The following is a 24,902-nucleotide window of genomic DNA, read 5'->3' as shown; positions in this document are numbered from 1 at the left end:
ATTTTAGATTTTAGATTTTAGATTTTAGATTTTAGATTTTAGATTTTAGATTTTAGATTTTAGATTTTAGATTTTAGATTTTAGATTTTAGATTTTAGATTTTAGATTTTACTATATAATAAAAAAAGCTCCAAAGGAGCTTTTTTTATTTTTTGCACATACAGTTTGTCAGCCGAGGAACGAGGGATCTCCACGAGAAACTCTACAAAGATCGGCGATTTTGCATGTCGAGCTACTTGCGGAGATTTCTCCTTCGTCGAAATGACAAACTGAATGGAAACCAAAACCAAAACCAAAAGCAATACAAAAATCCGTATAAATCAGTGCTTTCGCGAAAGCGAATCTGCTTTATCCGCTTCTATTTTTCAAAGCTTTGATTAAACCTAACTTTAAAGATCTCTCAGCATCGCTCTCGCTCTTTCTAAATCTTCAGCCGTATCAATTCCGATTCCTACATGCGTGGTTTCGACCATTTTAATGCGTTTTCCGAATTCTAAATAGCGTAATTGCTCCAACTTCTCTGAAGCTTCTAAAGATTTCATTGGAAGGCTGTAAAAGTCTAATAAGGCCTGTTTTCTAAAAGCATAAATGCCGATATGCTGAAAATATCTCACTCCAACATTTTTTTCTCTTGGATAAGGAATTACAGATCTTGAAAAATACAACGCAAACTGTGATTGATCTACTACAACTTTAACATTATTCGGATTATTGATCTCTTCTTCATCTGTAATCTCACGCATTAACGAAGCCAAATCGACCTTTTTGTCTGGATCGTTTTTAAAAACCGATAAAACCTGTTCTAGAGGTGCGGCTTCTGTAAAAGGTTCGTCACCTTGAACATTTACTACAATATCCACATCAAGATTTGCAACAGCTTCTGCAATTCGGTCGCTTCCAGATTCATGTTCTTTGATGCTCATGATGGCTTTTCCGCCATTCGAAACGATTTCATCAAAAATCAAATCAGAATCGGTTACTACAAAAACATCATCAAACAGTTTTGTTGCAACTGCTGCTTCATACGTTCTTAATATGACCGTTTTGCCTCCTAAATCCTGCATTAATTTTGCTGGAAAACGTGTTGAGGCATACCTTGCGGGAATTACTGCTATTATTTTCATGTTTATAAGGTTATATTTTCTTTGCGAAACTCTATTCAAATCTTTGTGTGTTTTGTGTAATATATTTCACAGAGGGTTCCTAAGATTTTTCACAAAGATTCACTAAGTTATTTTTACATAATTTTTACTGATGTCATGCTTAAAGAACCCGCCAATAATTTGTCATTAAACAAATCCAATTCGTCTGTTTTATCTTTCAAACCCAAAGTATACAATAGCGGAAGATAATGTTCTGGTGTTGGAACCGCCAATTGAACGGCTTTATTTAGTTTTTCGAAATCAATTAACGGCTGAAAATTTCCGTCGAGCAAATAATTATTTATCATTTCTCTCGCTTCAATTGCCCAATCGTAACCATAATTATCTTTATCAAAATTCCTGAAATCGACCATTCGAAGATTATGCACAATATTACCGCTTCCGATGATTAAAACGCCTTTATAACGAAGCGCTTGAAGCTTTTGAGCCAATTCAAAATGATATTGCCCTGATTTGGTATAATCAATACTCAGCTGAATTACGGGAACATCTGCATTTGGATACAAATGTTTAATAACGCTCCAAGCACCGTGATCCAATCCCCAATGTTCGTCTAATTCGACCATAACTGGATCTAAAATCTTTTGTGTTTCTACAGCCAATTCTGGACTTCCTTTTGTGGGATATTGGACATCAAAAAGCGCTTGCGGAAAACCTCCATAATCATGAATGGTTCTTGGCATTTCCATTGCGGTTACTTTTGTGCCTTTGGTAAACCAGTGCGCCGAAACGCATAAAATTGCATTGGGCTGTGGCAATGTTTTAGCCAGACTGCGAAAACCCGCCACAAACTGATTTTCTTCAATTGCATTCATTGGGCTGCCGTGTCCTAAAAACAGAACCGGCATTTTATCAGTATTCGAAAACGTTGATGAAATCGAATGTAAGTCGTTTAGCGTTGTCATTGCAAAAATGTTTTTTTGCCACAGATTAAAAGGATTAAAAAGATTTCTCTAAAAACTTACTAATCAAATTCTAAAAAAATCTGTGCTAATCTTTTTAATCTGTGGCAAGAATTTTAATCTTCAAAACTCTCGTCTTTAAAGCCTATCAAATATAACTTATTTTTGGCACGTGTCATTGCGGTATAAAGCCATCTGATATAGTCGCGGTCAATTCCGTCTGGAAGATAAGGCTGTTCGATAAAAACCGTATTCCACTGCCCTCCTTGCGATTTGTGACATGTTATGGCGTAAGAGAATTTAACCTGCAATGCGTTAAAATATTCGTTTTCTTTTACCTTTTGGAATCTCTTGTATTTCGTTGGTTCATCTTCATAATCTTTCATTACTTCTTCGTACAAACGATTCGATTCTTCGTAGGTTAAAGATGGAGATTCGCTGGTTAAAGTATCTAAAATCAAAACCGTTTCAAAAGGTTTTTGGTTCGGATAATCCACCATTCTAATTTTTACTTTTGCAAATTTAGATCCGTACAGTTCCTTGATTCCGAACATTTCCAGAACTTCAATAATATCTCCGTTGGCAATAAATCCGGCTTCGTCGGTTTCTTTTAGCCAGAAATAATTGTTTTTTACGACCATCAAGAAATCGCCAACTGAAAGCTCGCTTTCTTTAAATAAAATACGGCTTCGAATCTGTTCGTTGTATTGATTTGCCCTTTTATTCGATCGAACAATAAACGCTGTATCTTCTATACTCCAATCGCTGTATGCCGTATTTATGGCATCTTGAATGTCGTAACCGTCCGTCAAACGAACAATGTCTTTAAACTTTTTGACATTGAATCTAAATTCGGTAATAAAACTTTCTTTCAGTAATTCACGCAATTCGGTTGCATTGTACAAAATACCCGAACTTTCTTCCTGACGCATTACTTCGTCCAATTCTATATGTTCGATTTCTTTATCGTAATGAACGCCCAAAGTCTGAATATCAAGCGCAGGGCTAATATCTAAATTTACGGGAGGCAGCTGAGCGGTATCTCCCAAAAGGATCATTTTACAATTGTTTCCAGAATAGACATAATTAATCAGATCATCGAGAAGCGAACCGCTGTCTAAAGTGCTGTCTGAAATCATCGAAGCTTCATCGACGATAAAAATGGTGTTTTTATGTTTATTGACTTGTTTGGTAAAAGCTACTCCACCTCCAGATGCTTTCTTTGGAAAATATATTTTTTTATGAATTGTAAAAGCTGGATTATTCGAATAATTGGCAATTACTTTTGCCGCACGTCCGGTTGGAGCCAGCAAAACATATTTTTTATTAATGTCACCCAAATTATTGACAATGGTAGAAATAACGGTCGTTTTTCCTGTTCCGGCATATCCTTTCAAAACAAAAATGGTGTCGTTTTGAGGTTCGGTTAAAAAGATGGCAATTTTCTGAAAAAAAATGTCCTGTTTATATGTTGGCGCAAAAGGAAATCGTTTTTGTAAAGTGCCGTAAAACTGTGCAGAATTCATAAAGTAATATTGAAATACAAAGTTCGGCTTTTATTTTTTTAAACCATATAAGTTATATAAGTTAATTTAGATTGGAATGCATATATATTAGACGCGGATGACGCAGATTCGCTATCGCGAACACGCTGATTTGCGCAGATTTTTAAACATTTGCAATAAATGAAATCCTTTTTATATAAGCTTAAATAATTTTAGACAAAACAATCTAAAATGAACTTATATGCACTTATATGGTTCAAAAGCACCTTAACCAAACCTTTTCTTAACCTTACTTTTAAGTTTAATCAAAATTGTTTTTCGAAATTGCAATTATTATTGTTCCTTTTTAATTTGTAAGTTTGTGGTCGCTTAAATTCTTTCTTGCTTTAAAACAGGTAACGAATTGTAAATCAACTATGTCATTACAAAATACTAACATTACTTCAAAAAACTACAGAAAACTTTCAATTCAGGTTTCTCTGACTGGATTCTCTTATTGCTGTTTTGATACTTTAAATAATATCATTACTTCTTTTAAAGAAATAAAGTTTGATACTACCAAAACACATCGAATTGAGGATTTATTCAGCGATGCTTTCAAAAACAATCCTGAATTAAAAAACACTTACGATGAAGTAATGGTTATTCATAACAATAACCTTTCGACTTTTGTTCCGACTGCTTTGTTTGATGAAAATTATCTAGGAAGTTATCTGCAATACACTAGCAAAGTATTTCAAACAGACCATTTTAACTTTGATCAAATTCCTAATTATCAAATGAATGCAGTTTATATTCCGTATGTGAATATCAACAATTTCTTGATCGACAATGTTGGTTCGTTTGATTATAAACATGCCAATAGTATTTTGGTCGAAAAAATTCTGGACAGTTCAAGAAATAACGATGACAAAAAAATGATCGTCAACTTTAATCCAGGAAATTTCGAAATTATCGTAGTGCAGAATCAAAAACTTTTGCTGTTTAATTCGTTTGAATACGTTACGCCAGAAGATTTTATCTACTATATTTTATTTACAGCAGAACAAATGAGCATGAATCCGGAAAGTTTTAAACTAGAATTGTTAGGAACGATTACAGAAAATGATCCTTTTTATGCTATCGCGTACAAATATGTTCGCCATATTTCTTTCTTAGATGTTTCTAATCTTCAAGAAAGAAACAGTTTTACAGCCGCTCAAAATCAAAAACATTATATCTTATTTCAATCATGAGAATCATTTCAGGAAAATACAAAGGACGCAGAATTTTTCCGCCAAAAAATCTACCTGTAAGACCTACGACTGACATGAGTAAAGAAGCATTGTTTAATGTTTTGAATAATCATTTTAATTTTGACAGTTTAAAAGTTTTAGATCTATTTTCGGGAACGGGCAATATTAGTTTTGAATTTGCTTCACGCGGAAGCGCTCCTATTACGTCTGTTGATGGCGATTTTGGTTGCGTAAAATTCATTAAACAGGTTTCGTCTGAATTTGATTTTGACATTGCCGCAACAAAAAGTGATGTTTTTAAGTTTTTAGAAAACAGCAAAACAACTTACGATATTATCTTCGCAGATCCGCCTTACGGATTGGATCAAGCTACTTTTGAAAAGATTGTTTCAACTGTTTTTGAAAGAGAATTGCTAGAAGATGATGGAATGATGATTATCGAGCATTCTAAATATACCAAACTCGATCATATGAGTAATTTTTCGTTTCAGAAAAGTTATGGCGGATCTTATTTTAGTTTCTTCGAACTAAATTCTACCGACGACGATGAAGAATTACCGCACGATGTTTCTAAAAAAGAATCTGAGGAAGACGAAGGTTAATATAATAAAATTCCAAATTTCAAATCCCAAATTCCAATCCCCATCGTAGGAGAAAATTGGAATTTGGGATTTTTATTTTTGGAATTTCTAATTTTTATCGAATGCGGTTCTCACTTTCATTGACATTTTTTTCTTTAAATTCAGAATCTTTGATTTTTCCGAAGGAATATCGCAGGGTTAACGCAATTTCATTCGCATCAACCAAATATCTAGCTCTCGAACTTATATTGTTGACTGTAAACCTTTCAGTGTAAATTGTATTTTTAAAAACATCATTATAACTCAGAGTACAATTCCAATTTTTGCCAAATGATTTTGCTAGCGAAAGATCAAAAATCAGCTTTGCATTTCGTTCAAAAACACCTTCTTTCTGTTTTGTGGCTCCCCAAAAAGAAAGAACGAAAGTAAAATTCTTTGGCAACTTCAAAGTATTATTGGAATAGTAATACAAATAGGTTTTGGAAGAATTAAAAACAGCCAATTTATCTTCAATTTTATTGGTTGCGAAAATTAAAGAATTGGTCGATTCCCAGATTTTATAGCTAAAAGGAAGCGTAAACTCAACATTATAACCCGATTCTTTTTCAAAATTTTTCTCTGTAAACGTCAGCACATTCGTCTGACTATCAAAAACAAAATCTTGATAAATAGGATTTTTATTTTGATACAAAGTCAGCTTAACCGATTTGTTATGATATTGGAAAACAGTCGAAACTACATCCATAAATGTTGGTCCTAAATTGATATTACTTCCGTAAATAAAATAAGGATTTATGTAGGTGGCAATCATGCTTAATGCCGAATAATTAGGTCGCGACACACTTTTTGAATAATCTATACTAATGCTTTTTGTACTGTCAATTGGAAATGAAATTTGCGCTTTCGGAAATACATTTGTATAATTTTTATCAATTAACGCCGTACTTTCTGTGCTGTATTTGCCATTGACTCTGGTATTTTCTATTCGCAATCCCAGTGAAAAATCTGCTTTTTTGATTTTACCCGAAAGCTGAGAATATGCGGCTAAATTTTCTTCTTTAAAATTATATCTAAAAGTCGTATTTTCACTTTTTTCATAATCAAAAACAGCATAATCAGATTTCGATTTTGCTGCAGAATACAGCGCACCGTATTCCCAATTCATTTCATTTTTAAACTTTTTTTCTAAATCGATTCGACCTGAAAAAACATCAACATTAAACTTCTGATCTCGATTTTGGGACAATTGAAATTCTGTTTCGTTAAAATTATTTTGAACCAAACTCCACAAATGCTGATTAAAATTGGATAACTGAAAACCAGCAAACAGCTTGGTGTCAATAGCTTTTATTTTCTTTGAATAATTTATAAATGAATTGATAAAATTCTTTGAGCTTGAATTATCACTTAAAGTGAAAACATTATTTTCTTCCTCTTGATTTTTATTGAAGGTATAGGTATTAATATCGAAAGTGTCGTTGCGAACTTTACCGTTTATGTTAACGGAGAAATAATCTTCATCATTTATTTTATAGAATAAACCTCCTCCAAAAATATAATCTTTTACTTTTGAAACTGCTGTAACGTCATAATCCGAAACAATATTGGCTTGCGGAATCTGATATTCGATACTATGATTTTCCCAAGGATTTCGGCGGTTATAATTAAAATTAGCTTTCCATTCTAGCTGCCCTTTTTTAAAACTCGAATTAAAACCTAAATAATTATTGTAATTTTTTTTGAAAGAAGCTGTTTCAGAAATATCAGTTTTAAAACTGTCTTTTTTACTTAGTTTTCTGGTAATCAGGATAACTGCGCGACCTTCTGCTTCATATTTTGAAGATGGATTCTGAATGATTTCGATTGTTTTAATATCGGCTACAGCCAAAGCATTCAATTCGTTCATTCCTACTCTTTGGTTGTCAATGTAAATTAATGGCGTTCCTTTTCCTACTACTGAAATAGTTTCACGATTGGCGCTTACTTGAACTGTTGGCAATTTCGAAATCAGATCAATAGGATTCGGAATTGCATTGTAAACCGAATTGGCAACGTCTACTTTTATGTTTCCGTTGGAGTTGGTAAACGTGTTTTTGCTTTGCGTAATGACAACTTCTTTCAGTTCTTTAGAAGTTGAATCTTTTGCAGTTTCGCTTTGTGCGTTTGCCATCAAGGAAAGGCAGAAAAGTAAAAGTGTAATAAGTAGTTTTAAGGGCAGATAATTCATTTTAAAATATAAATTGGGTTAGCATTGCTGCAAAAATGCTTTGAAATCCCAGTTCTGAATGTTAATCGAAGGTTAATGGAGCGTTAATCTGCCATTTGTTGAGCAAAAGCTGTATTTTTGGAACAGATTTTAAAACGAGTATGAAGCAAAGAATCAATTTATTAATCGCATTTTCTGTTGTAGCGCTAATTGTGCTTATGACAGTGCAATGTTATTTGGTAAAAACGGCTTACGAATACAAAGTCGCACAGTTTCACACTCAAATTAAAAACGAAATTGCTCAAATTACCAATAATTACAGTGATATCGATTCGGCTTTGGTTGCGAAAAAAGAAACGCTCTACAAAAGCCTTTCAGAAAAATACATGAAGGGAAAAAATAGCCGATTGGATATTAAAAATGGTGTTTTAAATACCGAATTTCAGAACATTATTACGCAGAAAATTAAAAGAAAATTTGAAAGGGATTTACCGAATTTCAAAATTGATTTTGCTGTTGTTCTAAACAAATTTATTCTGTATAAAAACCAGCAAAAAGCAGATACGATTTTCTCTGAAAAACCTTTTATCCAAAACAAATTATATGGAAATCTGGCTTCTTTAAATCATGCTTTTTTAGTTCGAAGCTACGTAGGCACAACTAACGGAACTTTTGAAAATAATGAATATCAATTATTAACCGAAGATTCGATGTATGTTTCGGTAATTGATTGGGAAATGATTATTCTGAGACGAATGACTTTTATACTCATTCTTTCGCTGTTCTCGATTGCGACATTAATTGGTCTTTTTGTAATTGCCATTAGAGCTTTAATTAAACAGAAAAAAGTAAGCGACGTTAAAACTGATTTCATCAATAATATTACGCACGAACTGAAAACGCCGCTGGCTACTTTGGGAATTTCGACCAAAATTTTAGCGCAGAAAAACATTCGTGACAACGATGAAAATTTTAATTCGATAGTAAATACTATTTCGCGCCAGAACAATCGTCTTCAGAATCTGATTGATCAGGTTATGGCGAATTCGCTCGCAGAAAACGAGATTGAATTGCAAAAAGAAAAAATAGAAGCCGAAGATTTTCTGCTTTCTATTGTAAATGATTTTAAAATTGCTTTTCCTAAAATCCATCTTAAAACCGATTTTCAGACGGAGAAAACTATTTTGGTGCTGGATAAATTTCATTTGACCACAGCTTTCTTAAATGTACTCGAAAATGCCGTAAAATATGGTTCTAACATGATTACGATTAGAACAAAAATTGTAGAAAAACAGTTCTCAATCAATTTTGAAGATGACGGAATTGGTATTGCCAAAAACAAACAGGCGCTTCTTTTTGAAAAGTTCTATCGCGTTGAGCAAGGAAATCTTCACAATACAAAAGGCTTAGGTTTAGGTTTGTATTATGTGGATCAAATCGTAAAAGCGCATCAGGGTTCTGTTAACGTGATTAGCGATTTAGGAAAAGGTGCTCAGTTTACTATTTTATTAAAAGTTTAATTCCCTTATTTTGAAAAGATTACTTTTAGCCGAAGACGATTTTGATTTTGCTGCGATTTTAAAACAATATTTAGAACTACATCAATTTGAAGTGGTTTGGGCAGAAAATGGCGAAATTGCTTTGGATTATTTTAAAAACCAGACTTTTGACATTTGCGTTTTTGATGTCATGATGCCCAAATTGGACGGGTTTTCATTGGCTGAAAAAATCATTAAAATCAATCCCGAAACGCCTTTTATTTTTCTAACGGCGAGAAAGTTACAAGAAGACAAAATCATTGGATTGAAGCTCGGAGCAGACGACTACATCGCCAAACCTTTTGAAGCTGATGAGTTAATTCTGCGCTTGCAAAATATTCTAAAAAGACTGGAACAAAAGAGAACGCTTAACGGAAATAATAGTATCGAAATAGGTTCGTACATTTTTGACAATGAACGTTTAACGCTAAATAACAAAAATCATGTTCAGCAACTCACTGAACGTGAAGCTTCTCTTATTGAGTACTTATATCTTAACCATAATCAGTTATTAAAAAGGGAACAGATTCTGATGTCTGTTTGGAAGACTGACGATTATTTTACTGGCCGAAGTATGGACGTTTTTATTAGCAGATTGAGAAAATATTTCAATTCAGATCCGAAAATCAAGATCGAAAGCACTCGTAATATTGGTTTGGAATTTAAAATTGAAAAATAGTATTCTGCAAATCATATAATTTTTTATAAGCAATTGTATAACAGCAATTAACTTTTTGGATTTTAACTTTGTTAGAGAACTTTTAAATCTAACAATCATGAACCTAAAAAGATTTTTCGGTGGATTACTTACAATCCTCGGAATCATTGGACTTATTTATACTGCCGTTATTTTTGCCGGCACTTCTGGAGGAACCAGAGATATAAAATCGCTTATTATTTACGGAATACTAGGAATTGTCTTTTTCATGTCGGGAATTAGCTTGGTAAGAACCACAAAAGACGAATCTTAGTTTTTTTTTAGCCACAAAGACACTAAGACGCAAAGTTTTATTTCTCTCGCAGATTATGCAGATTATGGAGATTAAAAAATCAGCTAAATCTGCACAATCTGCGAGAGAAAAAATTATTAACTTTTAATTAGTATGATTGTGACCTAAAAACTTTGTGCCTTAGTGTCTTCGCGGCAAAAACATCACAAAGTATTGGCTAAACTTATTCTTCCGAAATAGGATTAAGATTTAATTCTGTGAAATCTCTTTCTGTTTTGGAGATTATAATGGTTGCAACCGTGTTTCCTATTAGATTGGTAATCGCTCTGGCTTCGCTCATGAATTTATCTACGCCTAATAAAAACGCTAACCCTTCAACTGGAATCTTATGCAAGGCTGTTAAAGTCGAAGCTAGAACAATAAATCCGCTTCCTGTTACGCCTGCAGCGCCTTTCGAAGTAATCATTAGAATTCCGATAACGGTTAGAATTTCAAAGAAACTCAAATGCACATCATATAATTGTGCAATAAACAAGACCGACATTGAAAGGTAGATCGAAGTTCCGTCGAGATTAAAAGAATATCCCGTCGGAATCACCAACCCCACAACAGATTTACTGCACCCCATTCTTTCTAATTTGACCATTATACTTGGCAAAGCAGCTTCTGAAGAAGAAGTTCCGAGAACGAGTAAAAGTTCTTCTTTAATATATTTTAAAACGGAAAGAATACTTATTTTATAATATTTCAAAATACTTCCCAAAATCAAAAAGACAAAAAGTGCCATGGTGAGATAAACGCAAAGCATTAATTTCCCTAACGGAATTAAAGTTGCCAAACCAAATTTTCCAATTGTGTAGGCCATTCCGCCAAAAGCACCAATTGGCGCGAGATACATAACGTATTTTAAACCAAAGAAAACCACTTTAGAAAATCGTTCTAAAACTAAAATAGTCTGCTCTCTTTTTTGATAAAAATTCAATGCAATTCCGCAGATAATTGCTGCTAGTAAAACTTGTAGCGTAAAATTGGACAAGAAAAACTGTAGCCAAGAAAAATGTTCTGAAGCTCCTTTTGTATATTGGCTTGCGTCGCCAAAAGTCAAATTCGATTTATCTATTTTTCCAGGTTTAAATAAATAAGCCACTGCCACACCAATTGCCAATGCAACGGTCGAAACTACTTCAAAATAAGTTAGTGCTTTTACTCCGATTCTACCTACTTTCTTTAGATTTCCCATTCCCGAAATTCCCAAAACAATGGTCAAGAAAATAATTGGGCCAATAAAAAGAGAAATTAGCTGAATAAACTTCTTGCCCAGAAATTCCATTTTGACACCATTTTCTGGAGAAAAATGCCCCAATAAAATGCCTGAAATAATCGCAATTAAAACCCAAAATGTAAGATTGGTGACTATAGTTCTAAAAAGGCTTTTTTTAGATTTGGAAGAAGAATTTGGAGTGTTAATATTCATGAAAATAGGTTAGATAGTTCACAAATATATAAAAAATGCAGACCTGTAAGCCGGATTCTGTTCTTGTCTCGTTTTGCAACTCAACAATACCTTATCATTTATCTAGATTCCGAATTACTTCGGAACTCAATCTACCTACCCTTCGGCAACGAACGAGAAGCCCTTAAATGCCGATATACTTGGTATTTCACCGCATAGAGTTTACCTGGTTTCACTACAGCATTACCTGTACATACTTTCTGCTGCACTTGTCCTAACTCCGTCTCGTTTCAAAGAACGAGACGGGGCCGACGGGCGTTACCCGCTATGCTTCTCTGTGGTGTCCGGACTTTCCTCCCTCCCGATGAATCGGGACGACGATAAGGCGGTCTGCGCTGCAAAAGTAGCGATTTAAGAACTAACAATAATGATTTTAAATTTCAGATTTTATGATTTTTATCTTAACTTTTTAATTCTAAAATAGTTATCTTTAGAAATCTATAATTTTAAATTCAGTTTATTATGAAAAGAATGTATCATTACGCAACTGTTTCAAAGGCTTTAGATCAATTGAATGAAAAAGGATTTACGTGCGATTTTAATCGAAATGCTGATGCGATTAAAAAGAATCCTGAGAAATTTGAAATTGTTCATGTGTATCGATACGAGGGTGAGTCGGACCCGGCGGATGAGGCAGTTGTATACGGAATTAGATCGGCTTCTGGAAAAAAAGGAGTCTATGTAGCTGGCTTTTCAGCCGACTCAGATCAAGAAACAGCAACTTTTTTATTTGATTTGAGTATCAGAGGTAGGTAAAAATTTTAAATTCCAATTTTAAAATTCCAATAAAAAAATTCCAAATTCCAATTTTTCACTAGATACGAAATTGGAATTTGGAATTTAAAAAATTGGAATTTTTTCTATTTATGCTGAAGGTATTTTAAGTTTCCAGCCTGGCTGAATCAAGTCTGGATTTGAAATTATATCTTTATTCGCTTCAAAAATTTCCTGCCAAGAAACGCCGTACGCTTTTCCTATTTTAGATAATGAATCTCCTACTTCGACTGTATACTCTTTTGTAGGGCCTACGGCAACATCAATATTCATTACTACATCAGCAGATCTGTAATCTGGGTCCACTTTATTATAGGCATCCCAAATTTTATCTTTATCCATCGCAGATTGAGCAGTTCCGTCAATGTACAAAACGTTATCTTGTTCTCTTACTTCCAGATTTGATATTCCAAGTTCTGAAGCTAAATCTGTCACTTCTCTATATTTATCTTGTAAACTCATCATTTCCTTATTTAATAATTAATTTATTATCAACTTTTTTAGGATGCAATTCCTGAATACTCTGCATTAAAGGCTGCAATTTATCTCTTTTGATTTCTCCCGAAAGCGTAACAACACCACCAACAACAGTTACACTAACTCCGTCGTAAGAATCTACAACTTTATGCACAGACTTATCTAAATCGGCATCTGAATTAATTACTACAGTTGCTGCGGCTGGCTCTTGGTTGGCTCTGGCAAGTTCGCAAGTGTTTACGACAGATTTTACACCTTTAACAGCTCTAACACTTTTTTCAATATTTTTTTTAAAAATTTCGTCTTCGCAGGTTCCTGTTATTGTCGCAACTCCTTCATGTACAGTAACGATTACTTCTGGAGTATCTCCTAGTTTTTCACTAATTGCTTTTTGGATGTCTGCATCGTTAGGAGCACAGGCAACTAAAGAGGCAGCAAGTGCCATTCCTAATAAAATTGATTTGAATTTCATAATAATGTGTTTTAATAATTAACCTATTTCAAAATTAAATAGATTAAGTATCAAAAGATTATATGATATTAGGATGAGTTTTATAAGTTTTCCAGTAAAACTTAAAATTTATTCTTTTTCAAAATTATTTAATCTATAAATACTACAATTATTTAGTGGCATTTAATGACTATTGATTTTATCTTTGAGTTCTTTAGAAACGACGATCTATTTACCTATTTAATAGCTCCCTCATCATATCTTTTATAATTCAATTCAATATTACCACAAAAAATCTCTGTCCTATTATCAATAGTTTCTTCTCCGGTGCTAAACTGTCGTAAATATTTTCGTCTATTATCCCAAAAGATCCTCCAAAGAGATTTATCACTAAATACAAAATCAAATCTTGAACCACTCGTATCTTCAAATTTTGTTAAAATTATTTTTTCTGTTTTATAGTTTTTCTGTTCTTTAGTTTGAATGTTTTCATCATAAAATTGAAACTCATCTTTCGAGATTACCAAGACTTTTCTGTTTATCGAATCTTTTTCTTCAGTAAATCCCCAATTTGAACCTTGCTCAAACAATATCCACTTTCCAATAATATCCTTTATTAAAATACTTTTCATTATTGAATCATATTTTCGAACAGCAATCACTCCTAATTTACTACCATCATCTAATTTATATGTATATTTAAAAATATCTGCTGCCATATCTAATTGATTGGTTTTTAAATATCTCTCTGCTTCATTCAAAGCTATCTTTTGGCTCTTTAATATTGTGTTTTTTTGAGCATAAATAAAAAATGAAAGAGATACAAAAATCGGACAAAGGAAGTTTTTCATTGAATTTATATATAAAATAACAAGTATTACTTTAGTAAAAATATAAATTATTTAGTAAACTAGTTATTTTAAAAAATGAAAAGCACAATAGTTCAACAACTTAAAAATCTTTCATTTTTTTAATTTTTAAATCATTAAATTATAGTCTATATTTGCTATCCAATAAAAGAGAATATGGAACAATTTGTAGTATCGGCTCGTAAATATCGCCCGCAGACCTTTAAGGATGTTGTGGGGCAAAAAGCCATTACCAACACTTTGTTGAATGCTATAGAAACCAATCACTTGGCTTCGGCTCTTCTATTTACAGGACCGCGTGGAGTTGGTAAAACCACTTGCGCTCGTATTTTGGCTCGAAAGATAAATCAGCCTGGATATGATGATCCTACAGAAGATTTTGCTTTTAACGTTTTTGAGCTCGATGCCGCATCCAACAACTCGGTTGATGACATTCGTAGCCTTATCGATCAGGTTCGAATCCCGCCTCAAACTGGACAATACAAAGTATATATCATCGACGAGGTCCACATGTTGTCTTCTGCCGCTTTTAATGCTTTTCTTAAAACGTTAGAAGAACCGCCAAAACATGCTATTTTCATTTTAGCAACAACAGAAAAACACAAAATCCTTCCAACGATTTTATCACGCTGTCAGATATTTGATTTCAAAAGAATTACAGTAAAAGATGCTAAAGAACATTTGGCCGATGTTGCTGAAAGTCAAGGAATCGTTTTTGAAGATGATGCGCTGCACATTATTGCTCAAAAAGCAGACGGTGCGATGCGTGATGCTTTGTCTATTTTTGACCGTGTAGTTTCGTATTGCGGAACCAATCTAACACGTCAGGCTGTAACTGAAAATTTAAACGTTTTAGATTACGAAACGTATATTTCGATTACCGATTTACTTCTTGAAAATGAAATTCCGAAACTTTTATTGGCTTACAATGATATTCTAGCTAAAGGTTTTGACGGGCATCATTTTATTGCGGGTCTGGCTTCGCATTTTAGAGATTTATTAGTGAGCAAAACTCCGTCTACTATTGCTTTATTAGAAGTTGGAGAACAGGCTCAGCAAATGTATGCCACTCAATCTCAAAAATGTTCTCAGGAATTTTTATTGAAAGGAATTGACATTGCAAACGACTGCGATTTAAAATACAAACTAAGTCAGAATCAACGACTTTTAGTTGAATTATGCTTGATGCAATTGGCCTCTATCAACTTTGATGGAGAAAAAAAAAAGCTGAGCAATTCATAATTCCACCTGTTTACTTTAAAAATGGCGGGTATTCTATAGTTGAAGTTGCAAGTCCTAAAACGGAGATTTCAAAGACAGAAATTCCAAATATAAAATCCCATCCCGAAGTTTCGGAACCAACTTCTACGGAAAATGGCAATGGTAATACTGCTGTAAATACTCAAAACACAGCTCAAACTCCTACTGAAGAACCAAAAGTTCAGGCTCCAGAAACTCCAAAAATAGATACAAGCGGTGCTCCAAAAGTTTCTGCTTTTTCTCTTGCCAGTATCCGCAAGAAAAAAGAAATGGAAGAAAGCAGCAAATCGTACGTTAAACCAACTTCTTCTTCAGTTTTTATGACAGAAGAGTTTAACGAAACCGACATGCGTCTTCATTGGAACAAATATGCAGAGCGTTTAGGTCAAAAAGGTTTCAAAATTATGGAATCTATCTTGTTGATCAATGATCCTGTTTTGGATGGAACAAAAATCACTTACGAACTTCCGAATGAAGGTTCTAAACTTGAATTTGAAGGTATGATAAATGGTTTGCTAGGGCATTTAAAAGGCCATCTGCACAATCACGATATTACTATCGATGTTATTGTAAATGAGACTGTAGAACTGAAGAGAACACTTAATGACCAAGATCGTTATAATCGTTTCTTAGAAATCAACCCAAATATTGAACTTCTGCGCTCAACATTTGGATTGGAATTGAATAGTTAATTATTTTTTTTGCCACTAATTTCACGAATTCTCACTAATTTTTTTGCCACAGATTAAATAGATTAAATGAATTTTTCTGCATTCGCTTATTTATTTCTAAGTCCGAAATTGTAGACTTTTGCAAGCCATTTTTTTCTTTGTTCTTCGTTAGAACTTTTTATAATTCCGATACAACTAACTTTTACGGGTTTTACACCGCAGAATTCTAAAGTTGATTTTTTTAACTGATTGACACTTGGCCTTCCGTATACCAATCTATAATACCAGCTTGGCTGATCTAGAGTTGTGATAATATGAGCTGTTTTTCCTTTCAAAAATTTATCCCACCAGACAGAATTTTCGCGATATTGAAACGCCATTCCAGGCAAAAACAATCGATCTATAAATCCTTTTGTTATCGCTGGAAGTCCGCCCCACCAAACAGGATGAATCCAAACTAAATGATCTGCTCTTTTTATTTTTTCCCATGATTCTAACAAATCTGGTTCTAAATCAGTACGTTTTTGGTAGCCGAATTTCAGATTTGGACTAAAGTTTAAATCGGCAATTGTTATGGTTTCTATTTGAGCTCCAGAGGCAATTGCTCCATTTTTATAAGCTTCGGCAATTCCGAAATTGAAGCTTTCAAGGTTTGGATGTCCGTTTATAATTAGTATTTTTTTCATATTGATGTTTTTTTAAAAATACTATTAGTGCACTTTGTTTTACTAGACAAATGTCTATAAATGGACCTGAATCTGTCATTGCTGTTTTTCTCTCGCAGATTAGGCAGATTGTGCAGATTTACTGGCTGCAAACTGATTTTCGCAGATTTTTCCTCTAAACAATATTGGAATTTAAACTCAAACTTCAGGCTTATACTTAATATTATTTTTTCTCGCAGATTTGGAAGATTATGCAGATTTACTGGCTGCAAACTGATTTCCGCAGATTCTTTTTAAAACTAATAGAAAAAATTAAACCATCGCTTTTCTAATTCGGCTTAGATGTCTGGGTGTGATTCCTAAATAAGAAGCTAAATATTGCAATGGGATTAACTGTAGATATTTTTGATGATTCTGATACAATTCTTCGTAGCGTTCTGCACCAGATAATTTCTGAAAAGAAACCATTCTTTTGTGCAGGTTTACAAATTCTAATTCGGTCAATTTTCTGCCTGTTTCCTGCCAATTAAACCCTGACTGGTAGAGTTTTTCTAAGGCTTTTCTATTGAGAATTTGCAGTTCTGTATCGATTAATGCCTGAATATTCTCCTCTGCTTTTTCTTGGGTTATAAAACTGGCAAATGATGCCATAAATTCATTCTCAAAAGCAAAACAATTGGTAATTTCATCCCCTTTATGATTCACAAAAAAAGAACGGAGAATTCCTTTTTTGATAAAAACTATTTCGTTGCAAACCTGATTTTCAATCAACAGAAGTTCTCCTTTTTTTAAGGTACGAAATGTAATTAAATTGTCTAAAAGATTTAATTCATCATTAGAAAAATCTTGAATGGACTTAAAAACAGATTTCATAATTTAGTCATTAGAAGCAAAAATCCCTTCGATTCTTTTGTCTGGAATAAGCCATAACATCGCTACAATAAAATAAGCCATACCAGAAACCCATTGATTGTAAAATGCTGTAGTGATTCCTATTACGTATAAAACTAAAGATATTTTTCCCTTAAAATCTTTTTTCAGCACTTTTTTTAAAGCTGAATCATTGCCTTCGCTGCACATAATGGTATGCTGCAGGATATTGTACGAAATTGCAGAAAGCAACAAAATAACACCATACAAGGTCATTGCTGGTTTTTGAAAATTATGCTCTCCCATCCATGCGGTAGAAACTGGAATTAAAGAAAGCCAAAACAAAAAATGAAGATTACTCCATAATATTTTTCCATTTACCTTAGATAAACCATGCAGTAAATAGTGATGGTTATTCCAGTATATTCCAACGTAAATAAAACTCAGAATATAGCTTAAGAATTTCGGAATAAGCGGTTTTAAATCTGCAAATTCGTGTCCCGCGGGTGCTTTGATTTCCAAAATCATAATGGTTATAATGATTGCCAAAACGCCATCACTAAAAGCTTCCAATCTGCCTTTATTCATTTAAAAAAATATATAAATATTAAATTTTACCGTAATACATTGCTTTTACGATACCGTCAGAAAGTCCGATTTTAGGAACATAAATCTGGCGCGCTCCACTCCATTTCATTGCATTCAAATAAATACGCGTTGCGTGGATAATTACATCGGCACGGTCAGAATTCAGACCCAATTCGGCAATTCTCTGTTCGTATGTCAACGAATTCAAGAATGCATATTGTGAGTTCACATAAATGTATGAAAGCGGTTTTTCTTGCTGTTTTCCAGACATTTTAAACAGTTTATTGATGTTTCCACCAGAACCGATTAGTGTAACTTCGTCGTAATCTGCTGTATTGGTTTTAATCCATTTTTCGATTTCATCCCAAACTACATCGTGCACCATATTGTTTAACAAACGAACAGTTCCCGCTTTGAAAGATCTTGAAGTAATCATTTTTCCGTCAGAGAATAGTGTAAATTCGGTGCTTCCACCTCCAACGTCTACGAAAAGATAGGTTTCGTCTGATTTAATTAAATGATGCAAATCTGTAGAAGCAATAATTGCCGCTTCTTTTTTACCGTCGATAATTTCGATTTTAATGTCGGCTTTTTTCTTAATTAAAGCCACCACTTCTTTTGCATTATACGCCTCACGCATTGCAGAGGTTGCAAATGCCATATAACGTTCTACTTTATGTACTTTCATCAAAAGGTTAAATGCTTTCATGGCATCTACCATTCGATCTATATTTTCTTGTGAAATTTCTCCAACTGTAAAGGCGTCCTGTCCTAAACGAATTGGCACACGAACAAGGGAACTTTTGTTAAACTGCGGTTCTTTACCTTCTTGTTCCACAACGTTAGCGATCAAAAGCCTCATGGCATTTGAACCGATATCTATCGCTGCAAACTTCCTAATATTAATCATGCTCACTTTATGATTTGAAATTGGTTTTTATTATTAATTTACTTTTTGAGGAACCTCTTCTAGCTTTGCTATTTTATGCTGATAATATTTATAGGTTTCAAATTGTGCTCTAAATGGGGCATGATGATTTTTCGGCTTATATTTATTATCTAATTTGTACGAGTGATATCTTACTTTCACATTTCCTTTCCAGCCGATATTGAAGTTATCGATTAGTTCTTTCTTAATTTCAAGGTCATAAATCGGACATGTTACCTCTACCCTTGCATCAAGATTTCTAGTCATGAAATCGGCAGATGAAATGTAAACTTCAGTTAAACCTGCATTTCCGAAAATATAAACTCTAGTATGTTCTAGATAATTATCGACAATACTTATAGCTTCGATGTTTTCGCTCATTCCCGGAATTCCAGGAATTAAACAACAAATTCCTCTTACCTGAAGCTGAATTTTTACTCCTGCATTACTTGCTTCATATAATTTATCGATCATTTTAAAATCGGATAAACTATTCATTTTTAATTTAATGTGTGTTTTTCTTCCTGCTAAGGCATGAAGAATTTCACGGTCAATTAATTTGATAAATTTAGTTCTGGTATAATGTGGCGATACGATTAAATGCTTGTATCGGTGAACTCTGTAATTGATATCAAAAAATTCAAATATTTTTGAGGTGTCTTTTAGAATTCCCTGATGACAGGTTAACAAGGTTACATCGGTATAAATTTTTGCTGTTGACTCGTTGAAGTTTCCAGTCGAAATAAATCCGTAACGGCGATTTTTACCTTCCTCCATTCTCTCTATCACACATATTTTACTATGCACTTTAAGACCTTTCATTCCAAAAATAAGTTCAATTCCTTCCATCTGCATTTGCTCTGCATAGGAGATATTCGAAGCTTCATCAAAACGTGCTTGAAGTTCGATTTGAACCACTACTCTTTTTCCGTTTTTCGCAGCATTTATAAGAGAACTAATAATCTGTGAATTTTTTGCTAAACGATATAAGGTAATTTTAATGCTGGTTACTTTTGGATCTAAAGCTGCTTCACGCAAAAACTTAGTCAGATATGAAAATGACTGATAAGGCGCATGCACCAAATAATCTTTTTTAGAGATTTTTTCTAGAATACTTCCCTCTAAACTCAAACCAGGAACCGGCAGCGGCTCGTTTGGTTTATACAACAAATCGTATCTGCCAAGATTTGGAAAACTCATATAATCACGACGATTATGGTATCTTCCTCCAGGAATTATACTATCTGTTTCTACAATTTTCATTTTATCTAAGAAAAACTGCAGGGTATCTTCTTCAATTAAATTATCGTAAATAAAACGAACTGGCTCTCCAATTCGGCGGTCTTTTACAGATGTAGCGATTTTTTCGAGCATACTTTTACTCAAATCACTGTCAATGTCTAATTGCGCGTCACGAGTAATCTTAATCATGTGAGCCGAAACGCTTTTATAATCAAATATATTAAAGATGTTTTTCAGTTTGAAACGGATTACATCATCAATTAAAATAACATATTGTTTTTCGTCATCAGAAGGAAGAACGACAAATCTATTGATGTTTTTTGGAATTTCGATTAAAGCATAACGAACCTCATCGTTTGCCAATTCTAAACGAACTGCTAGATATCCTAAAGTGTCTTTTAGAATTGGAAAAACTGCCAAATCGTTTAAGATAATGGTAACCAATTCTGGACTTAGCTTTTGCGTATAAAAGTCTTTTAAGAAACACTCTTGTTTTGGCGTGATCTGAGTTTCATTTATAATAAAAATATTCTCCGATTCTAGCTCTGCCTCAATATTACCTAAAATACGTAAACTTTCAGATTGCTGCTGAATTACAATATCTGTTATATCTTTAATTAATTGATGGGCAGAAATACCACCTAAATATTTTTCGCCAGAAATACCAGAGAGACTCAATCGCCGAATGGCTGCATACCGAACTCTAAAAAATTCGTCTAAATTGTTTGAAAAAATTCCAACAAAACGCAGTCTGTCTAAAAGTGGCACTGTATTATCTGCTGCCTCTTGAAGGACTCTTGCATTAAACGCTAACCAGCTTTTTTCTCTATCGATATATTTCTGTTCGTACACGGTTATTATTTTAAATCTTTGGGGAAAATAGTTTTATGTGTTTTGCCCTTATTGATCGTATCCCAGCTTTCGGCGTCAAATTGAAGAGATACAAAGCCTGAAGTTGGAACATTTTCTATAAAAACATCCCCAAATTTATTAACAAAATTTGTAATAGCCTCGTTATGTCCGAAAAGAATAACGCTTTCAAAACTATTATCACACGATTTAATAACTTTTTCGAGTTGTTTATCATCAAAAGTATAAAGGTCGTCTCTAAAAATAATGCTTTCTAAAGGATACGAAAGGTTTTGTGCAAAAATTAAAGCGGTTTCTGAAGCTCTAGCGGCGCTACTGCTCCAAATAATATATGTTTTAGGAAGATACTCTGAAATATTTAATGAAACATCATGCGCATCTAAAATTCCTCTTTTCATTAATGGGCGATCGAAATCTTTTAATGGTGCTTCCCAGCTCGATTTGGCATGACGGATTAAAATAAGATTTTTCATAAGCAGCAAAATTTAAAACCTGATTACAGGTCGTTTTTTAATTAACTCCTAATTTACAAAAGTTATTTTAAACCTTTTCTTTTTTTTATTTCTGTTAACATTCTAATGAAATTTTAACAGGAATATGTAATTCTCAAAACTTTAACATTAACGTAAAACACAAAAAGAAAAAAATATCTTTTATGTAATTCATCCATAAAATAAGTATTTAGTCGATAATATGTTATATTTTAAAATTTTAAATAAATATCTGATTATTAAATACTTATAACGCATCAAATAATACCATTTTGATCAATAAAGCAAAAAAATGTACGAAAAAATTTTACTTTTTCGGGTTAAAAAAATGCTTTTTTGAGTCAATTTTTTATAAAAAAACAACATTTCAACGAGTTTTTAGGTTAGTTGCAGATAAAAAAAACATATTAGAAAAACTCTAATATAACTTTGATTCTGTTAAAATTTCATAAATACTTTAAAACAAAATCTTAAGTTATGAAAACTAAATCTACTCTTGAAAAAGCAGTGAAATTTGTAACCAATTGTAAGTTTATTTTTCTCTCGAAGAAAAACATCTTTCAAAAAACCTTTTTTCTGTTGCTTTGTTTTTTAATTGCAACAACGCCTTTTTTAAAAACTAAAAATGCAAATATGCTTTTTAACAGTTCAGAAGATATTGGCCAAGATTCTAAGCTGTTTTCTCAAAAGAAAATCTCTGATTTGCATTTCAGTTCTGGTATTTCGTTTCAAAACGATAGAGCTTCAAGCAGTTATCTGCTGTTATTTTCTTCCGATTCTAGTAAATCAATCCTTTTTTAATAGAATCTCTAACGAGCACTGCTGTCCTTACTCGTGGTAACGTAAGGACATCTAAAAACACTTTTCTATCTAAAAATATCTATAGCAGCTAACTTAAAAGCTATCAATATGAAAAAATTTTACTATCAATATTTAGCGCTTTGTTTTTTCTTTTTAATATTCTTAGGCAGTATTTCTATTTTGCATGCACAAGAAATACCTACTCGAATTGGTAATACATTGTCTGCCAATAAAATTACTTCAAAAACCGCCGCAATTAGCGCTCTAGCTGTTGCCGGGTCTATAGATGTCGCAAATCCTGCTGGTTATAACAACTATACTGCCAACGAGCTAGTTCGAAATATACTAACATCTGGATGTTTAAGCATAAGTAATGTCCGTTTTGGTTATTACAGAAGAAACAATAATAATACTTGGACTTGGAACAATCACAGCTGGTCATCTACTGCCGGAAATAGACAATTGGGTTATTATAGCAAAGCAACTTCAACTTTTCCGATTGAAGAAGGTATTTTGATTTCTACAGGAAGAATAAGTTCTGCAATGGGACCGAATACCTATACCAACAGATCTGATGAAATGATTTATGAAGCGAGTGATCCTGATTTGACTTCAATCTCTGGCAAGACGATGCACGATGCTGCTATTCTAGAATTTGATTTTATCCCTGATGGCAATTTGGTTGAGTTTCAATTTGTCTTTGCTTCAGAAGAATATTTAGAATATGTTCATACTGATTTCAACGATGCTTTTGGTTTCTTTTTAAGCGGTTTTGGCATTACGGGAACTTATACCAATAATGCTATAAACTTAGCAAAGCTTCCAAATGGCGATGCTGTTACAGTAAACAATATACACTCTTCTGGAACAAACGTAGATAATGTTTCGTTTCCAAATCATAATGTCGCTTATTATGTAAATAATCCTGCGGGGTCTACAAAAATGGAATATGATGGCTCTACTGTGGTATTGACCGCAACTTATGCCGTTACTCCAGGAAAAAATTATAAAATAAAAATGGCAATTGCGGATGCTTCTGACCAAAAATGGGATGCAGGTGTATTTTTAAAAGCGAAAAGTTTTGCTACAAATACTTTGGTTATTACTAATCCTGCGCCAGTATGTTTAAATGGAACAGCTAATTTAACCTTGCCAGCAGTTACGGCAGGAAGTTCTTCTGGACTTACTTATACCTATTGGACTAATGCAGGAGCAACTATCGCTTTAGCCAATCCATCTGCTGCTCCAGTTGGAACTTACTACATAAAAGGATCTAATGCGCAATCTGGTTGTTCAGATATTAAACCAGTAGTGGTAAGTCAGACCAACATTGTTATTACCGAAACAACAGCTTCCCATCTTGATGTAAAATGTAAAGGCAGCGCAACAGGAACTGCTGCTGTTACAGCTTCGGGAGGAACTTCTCCTTATACTTACTCTTGGAATACTGTTCCTGTGCAAACAGGAGCTTCTGTTTCAAATTTAGCCGCTGGAACTTACACTGTAACCGTAACAGATTCAAAAGGTTGCAGCAACACTAAACAAATAACAATCACCGAACCTTCAACAGGTTTGGATGCATCAACCACACAAGTTAACGCAACTTGTTATGGAGGAGCTAATGGTACGGCTACAGTTACACCAACGGGAGGAACCAGTCCATACACTTATTCTTGGTCGCCTTCTGGAGGAACCAATGCAACTGCAAACGGACTTTCTGCGGGAACTTACACTGTTACAGTTAAAGATGCTAATCTTTGTCAAATTACAAAAACAGTAGTTATAGGACAGCCGAACGCTGCTCTGGCTTTGGCAGATTCTTCTAAAACTGATGCTTCATGCTTCGGCGCAAGCACTGGATCTGTAACTGCAGGAACTGTAACAAACGCAGTTGGAACCGTAAGCTACTCTTGGAAAAACAGTGCAAATACTGTAGTCGGAACAACGGCAACTGTTTCAAACCTGCCTGCGGGAACTTATACTTTGACTGTTTCTGATTCCTGCTCTTCAAAAAGCCATTCGGTAACAATCGGACAGCCGAACGCTGCTCTGGCTTTGGCAGATTCTTCTAAAACAGATGCTTCATGTTTTGGAGCAAGCACTGGAACTGTAACTGCGGGAACTGTGACAAACGCAGTTGGAACCGTAAGCTATTCTTGGAAAAACAGTGCAAATGCCGTAGTCGGAACAACGGCTTCAGTATCCAATCTTCCTGCGGGAACTTATACTTTGACTGTTTCAGATTCCTGCTCTTCAAAAAGCAATTCGGTAACAATCGGACAGCCGAACGCTGCTCTGGCTTTGGCAGATTCTTCTAAAACTGATGCTTCATGCTTTGGAGCAAGTACTGGA

The 24,902-nt window shown here is 33.7% G+C and carries 24 protein-coding genes and 1 other RNA gene; 10 read left to right on the top strand and 15 right to left on the bottom strand.

The features are described 5' to 3' along the window. Positions 1 to 389: 389 nt before the first annotated feature. The 3 genes from kdsB to EG814_RS20370 all read right to left on the bottom strand — a co-directional run bounded on the left by kdsB (position 390) and on the right by EG814_RS20370 (position 3,591). The gene (kdsB, locus tag EG814_RS20380) at positions 390 to 1,124 is read right to left on the bottom strand and encodes a 3-deoxy-manno-octulosonate cytidylyltransferase (protein WP_125723712.1); all 735 of its coding nucleotides are present in this window, start codon (positions 1,122 to 1,124) and stop codon (positions 390 to 392) included. Positions 1,125 to 1,237: 113 nt separating this feature from the next. Beyond that, positions 1,238 to 2,068, bottom strand: a complete 831-nt coding sequence (gene ygiD / locus EG814_RS20375; protein ID WP_125723711.1) for a 4,5-DOPA-extradiol-dioxygenase — start codon at positions 2,066 to 2,068, stop codon at positions 1,238 to 1,240. A 113-nt stretch (positions 2,069 to 2,181) separates the two neighbouring features. Next, on the bottom strand, positions 2,182 to 3,591 hold the full coding sequence (locus EG814_RS20370; RefSeq protein ID WP_125723710.1) for an ATP-dependent DNA helicase: 1,410 nt from the start codon (positions 3,589 to 3,591) through the stop codon (positions 2,182 to 2,184). 395 nt (positions 3,592 to 3,986) lie between these two features. On the opposite strand from EG814_RS20370, the gene EG814_RS20365 reads away from it, so the two are divergent. Together EG814_RS20365 and EG814_RS20360 are read left to right on the top strand one after the other, a co-directional pair. Further along, positions 3,987 to 4,805, top strand: a complete 819-nt coding sequence (locus EG814_RS20365) for a DUF3822 family protein (protein ID WP_125723709.1) — start codon at positions 3,987 to 3,989, stop codon at positions 4,803 to 4,805. Then, a complete protein-coding gene (locus EG814_RS20360) occupies positions 4,802 to 5,407 on the top strand; it encodes an RsmD family RNA methyltransferase (RefSeq protein ID WP_125723708.1) in 606 nt (201 codons plus the stop codon). The genes EG814_RS20365 and EG814_RS20360 overlap by 4 nt, the downstream gene beginning before the upstream one ends. Positions 5,408 to 5,501: 94 nt before the next feature. On the opposite strand, the gene EG814_RS20355 is transcribed toward EG814_RS20360, so the two are convergent. Then, a complete protein-coding gene (locus tag EG814_RS20355) occupies positions 5,502 to 7,613 on the bottom strand; it encodes an outer membrane beta-barrel family protein (protein ID WP_125723707.1) in 2,112 nt (703 codons plus the stop codon). A gap of 140 nt (positions 7,614 to 7,753) precedes the next feature. On the opposite strand from EG814_RS20355, the gene EG814_RS20350 reads away from it, so the two are divergent. From EG814_RS20350 to EG814_RS20340, 3 genes are all read left to right on the top strand, one after another. After that, entirely contained in the window at positions 7,754 to 9,112 is a 1,359-nt protein-coding gene (locus EG814_RS20350; protein ID WP_125723706.1) for a sensor histidine kinase, read from the top strand. Between the two features lie 10 nt (positions 9,113 to 9,122). Next, positions 9,123 to 9,809 (top strand): response regulator transcription factor, encoded by a 687-nt coding sequence (locus tag EG814_RS20345; protein WP_125723705.1) that lies wholly within the window; start codon positions 9,123 to 9,125, stop codon positions 9,807 to 9,809. A gap of 97 nt (positions 9,810 to 9,906) precedes the next feature. Continuing rightward, positions 9,907 to 10,101 (top strand): hypothetical protein, encoded by a 195-nt coding sequence (locus EG814_RS20340; protein ID WP_125723704.1) that lies wholly within the window; start codon positions 9,907 to 9,909, stop codon positions 10,099 to 10,101. A 202-nt stretch (positions 10,102 to 10,303) separates the two neighbouring features. Here EG814_RS20340 and EG814_RS20335 read toward each other — a convergent pair whose 3' ends face one another. Then, positions 10,304 to 11,554 (bottom strand): cation:dicarboxylate symporter family transporter, encoded by a 1,251-nt coding sequence (locus EG814_RS20335; protein WP_125723703.1) that lies wholly within the window; start codon positions 11,552 to 11,554, stop codon positions 10,304 to 10,306. Positions 11,555 to 11,584: 30 nt separating this feature from the next. Continuing rightward, positions 11,585 to 11,930, bottom strand: an RNA gene (rnpB, locus tag EG814_RS20330) — RNase P RNA component class A. A 125-nt stretch (positions 11,931 to 12,055) separates the two neighbouring features. Between rnpB and EG814_RS20325 the strand changes: the two genes are divergently transcribed. Next, positions 12,056 to 12,349 (top strand): SH3 domain-containing protein, encoded by a 294-nt coding sequence (locus EG814_RS20325; protein ID WP_125723702.1) that lies wholly within the window; start codon positions 12,056 to 12,058, stop codon positions 12,347 to 12,349. A 108-nt stretch (positions 12,350 to 12,457) separates the two neighbouring features. Here the strand turns inward: EG814_RS20325 and EG814_RS20320 are convergent, their stop codons facing one another. From EG814_RS20320 to EG814_RS20310, 3 genes are all read right to left on the bottom strand, one after another. Next, positions 12,458 to 12,829 (bottom strand): LysM peptidoglycan-binding domain-containing protein, encoded by a 372-nt coding sequence (locus tag EG814_RS20320; protein WP_125723713.1) that lies wholly within the window; start codon positions 12,827 to 12,829, stop codon positions 12,458 to 12,460. A 7-nt stretch (positions 12,830 to 12,836) separates the two neighbouring features. Next, positions 12,837 to 13,316, bottom strand: coding sequence for a BON domain-containing protein (locus tag EG814_RS20315; protein WP_125723701.1), 480 nt, complete (start codon positions 13,314 to 13,316; stop codon positions 12,837 to 12,839). Between the two features lie 215 nt (positions 13,317 to 13,531). Continuing rightward, on the bottom strand, positions 13,532 to 14,146 hold the full coding sequence (locus EG814_RS20310) for a hypothetical protein (RefSeq protein ID WP_125723700.1): 615 nt from the start codon (positions 14,144 to 14,146) through the stop codon (positions 13,532 to 13,534). 174 nt (positions 14,147 to 14,320) lie between these two features. On the opposite strand from EG814_RS20310, the gene dnaX reads away from it, so the two are divergent. Together dnaX and EG814_RS20300 are read left to right on the top strand one after the other, a co-directional pair. Then, entirely contained in the window at positions 14,321 to 15,406 is a 1,086-nt protein-coding gene (gene dnaX, locus EG814_RS20305) for a DNA polymerase III subunit gamma/tau (RefSeq protein WP_095930549.1), read from the top strand. Positions 15,407 to 15,693: 287 nt separating this feature from the next. Beyond that, positions 15,694 to 16,116, top strand: a complete 423-nt coding sequence (locus tag EG814_RS20300) for a DNA polymerase III subunit gamma/tau (protein WP_125723699.1) — start codon at positions 15,694 to 15,696, stop codon at positions 16,114 to 16,116. A gap of 86 nt (positions 16,117 to 16,202) precedes the next feature. Here EG814_RS20300 and EG814_RS20295 read toward each other — a convergent pair whose 3' ends face one another. From EG814_RS20295 to EG814_RS20270, 6 genes are all read right to left on the bottom strand, one after another. Further along, positions 16,203 to 16,781: an NAD(P)H-dependent oxidoreductase gene (locus EG814_RS20295; RefSeq protein WP_125723698.1), complete on the bottom strand. Its 579-nt coding sequence runs from the start codon at positions 16,779 to 16,781 to the stop codon at positions 16,203 to 16,205. A gap of 291 nt (positions 16,782 to 17,072) precedes the next feature. Further along, on the bottom strand, positions 17,073 to 17,633 hold the full coding sequence (locus EG814_RS20290; RefSeq protein WP_125723697.1) for a Crp/Fnr family transcriptional regulator: 561 nt from the start codon (positions 17,631 to 17,633) through the stop codon (positions 17,073 to 17,075). Positions 17,634 to 17,636: 3 nt separating this feature from the next. Further along, on the bottom strand, positions 17,637 to 18,218 hold the full coding sequence (locus tag EG814_RS20285; protein ID WP_125723696.1) for a TMEM175 family protein: 582 nt from the start codon (positions 18,216 to 18,218) through the stop codon (positions 17,637 to 17,639). Between the two features lie 19 nt (positions 18,219 to 18,237). Then, positions 18,238 to 19,128, bottom strand: coding sequence for a Ppx/GppA phosphatase family protein (locus tag EG814_RS20280; RefSeq protein WP_125723695.1), 891 nt, complete (start codon positions 19,126 to 19,128; stop codon positions 18,238 to 18,240). Positions 19,129 to 19,161: 33 nt separating this feature from the next. Continuing rightward, positions 19,162 to 21,240, bottom strand: a complete 2,079-nt coding sequence (gene ppk1, locus EG814_RS20275) for a polyphosphate kinase 1 (protein WP_164515353.1) — start codon at positions 21,238 to 21,240, stop codon at positions 19,162 to 19,164. Between the two features lie 5 nt (positions 21,241 to 21,245). Further along, positions 21,246 to 21,731 carry a SixA phosphatase family protein gene (locus EG814_RS20270; RefSeq protein ID WP_125723693.1) on the bottom strand — a complete coding sequence of 162 codons (486 nt, stop codon included), beginning with the start codon at positions 21,729 to 21,731 and terminating at the stop codon, positions 21,246 to 21,248. 495 nt (positions 21,732 to 22,226) lie between these two features. Here EG814_RS20270 and EG814_RS20265 point away from each other — a divergent pair, with 495 nt between their 5' ends. Both EG814_RS20265 and EG814_RS20260 read left to right on the top strand, forming a co-directional pair. Then, positions 22,227 to 22,550 carry a hypothetical protein gene (locus tag EG814_RS20265; protein ID WP_125723692.1) on the top strand — a complete coding sequence of 108 codons (324 nt, stop codon included), beginning with the start codon at positions 22,227 to 22,229 and terminating at the stop codon, positions 22,548 to 22,550. A gap of 108 nt (positions 22,551 to 22,658) precedes the next feature. Then, positions 22,659 to 24,902 (top strand): choice-of-anchor L domain-containing protein (locus EG814_RS20260; protein WP_206430328.1); only part of this gene is annotated, 2,244 nt, incomplete at its 3' end.

It is taken from the genome of Flavobacterium ustbae, from assembly GCF_003946915.1.
Classification (GTDB): Bacteria; Bacteroidota; Bacteroidia; order Flavobacteriales; family Flavobacteriaceae; genus Flavobacterium; species Flavobacterium ustbae.
Note: the sequence above shows the minus strand (reverse complement) of the source record. Positions and strands in the feature narration are given on the sequence as shown.

Coding starts and splice junctions, on each gene's coding strand:
- kdsB (WP_125723712.1), bottom strand. CDS start 1,124: ATGAAAATAATAGCAGTAATTCCCGCAAGGTATGCCTCAACACGTTTT.
- ygiD (WP_125723711.1), bottom strand. CDS start 2,068: ATGACAACGCTAAACGACTTACATTCGATTTCATCAACGTTTTCGAAT.
- EG814_RS20370 (WP_125723710.1), bottom strand. CDS start 3,591: ATGAATTCTGCACAGTTTTACGGCACTTTACAAAAACGATTTCCTTTT.
- EG814_RS20365 (WP_125723709.1), top strand. CDS start 3,987: ATGTCATTACAAAATACTAACATTACTTCAAAAAACTACAGAAAACTT.
- EG814_RS20360 (WP_125723708.1), top strand. CDS start 4,802: ATGAGAATCATTTCAGGAAAATACAAAGGACGCAGAATTTTTCCGCCA.
- EG814_RS20355 (WP_125723707.1), bottom strand. CDS start 7,613: ATGAATTATCTGCCCTTAAAACTACTTATTACACTTTTACTTTTCTGC.
- EG814_RS20350 (WP_125723706.1), top strand. CDS start 7,754: ATGAAGCAAAGAATCAATTTATTAATCGCATTTTCTGTTGTAGCGCTA.
- EG814_RS20340 (WP_125723704.1), top strand. CDS start 9,907: ATGAACCTAAAAAGATTTTTCGGTGGATTACTTACAATCCTCGGAATC.
- EG814_RS20335 (WP_125723703.1), bottom strand. CDS start 11,554: ATGAATATTAACACTCCAAATTCTTCTTCCAAATCTAAAAAAAGCCTT.
- EG814_RS20325 (WP_125723702.1), top strand. CDS start 12,056: ATGAAAAGAATGTATCATTACGCAACTGTTTCAAAGGCTTTAGATCAA.
- EG814_RS20320 (WP_125723713.1), bottom strand. CDS start 12,829: ATGAGTTTACAAGATAAATATAGAGAAGTGACAGATTTAGCTTCAGAA.
- EG814_RS20315 (WP_125723701.1), bottom strand. CDS start 13,316: ATGAAATTCAAATCAATTTTATTAGGAATGGCACTTGCTGCCTCTTTA.
- EG814_RS20310 (WP_125723700.1), bottom strand. CDS start 14,146: ATGAAAAACTTCCTTTGTCCGATTTTTGTATCTCTTTCATTTTTTATT.
- dnaX (WP_095930549.1), top strand. CDS start 14,321: ATGGAACAATTTGTAGTATCGGCTCGTAAATATCGCCCGCAGACCTTT.
- EG814_RS20300 (WP_125723699.1), top strand. CDS start 15,694: ATGGAAGAAAGCAGCAAATCGTACGTTAAACCAACTTCTTCTTCAGTT.
- EG814_RS20295 (WP_125723698.1), bottom strand. CDS start 16,781: ATGAAAAAAATACTAATTATAAACGGACATCCAAACCTTGAAAGCTTC.
- EG814_RS20290 (WP_125723697.1), bottom strand. CDS start 17,633: ATGAAATCTGTTTTTAAGTCCATTCAAGATTTTTCTAATGATGAATTA.
- EG814_RS20285 (WP_125723696.1), bottom strand. CDS start 18,218: ATGAATAAAGGCAGATTGGAAGCTTTTAGTGATGGCGTTTTGGCAATC.
- EG814_RS20280 (WP_125723695.1), bottom strand. CDS start 19,128: ATGATTAATATTAGGAAGTTTGCAGCGATAGATATCGGTTCAAATGCC.
- EG814_RS20270 (WP_125723693.1), bottom strand. CDS start 21,731: ATGAAAAATCTTATTTTAATCCGTCATGCCAAATCGAGCTGGGAAGCA.
- EG814_RS20265 (WP_125723692.1), top strand. CDS start 22,227: ATGAAAACTAAATCTACTCTTGAAAAAGCAGTGAAATTTGTAACCAAT.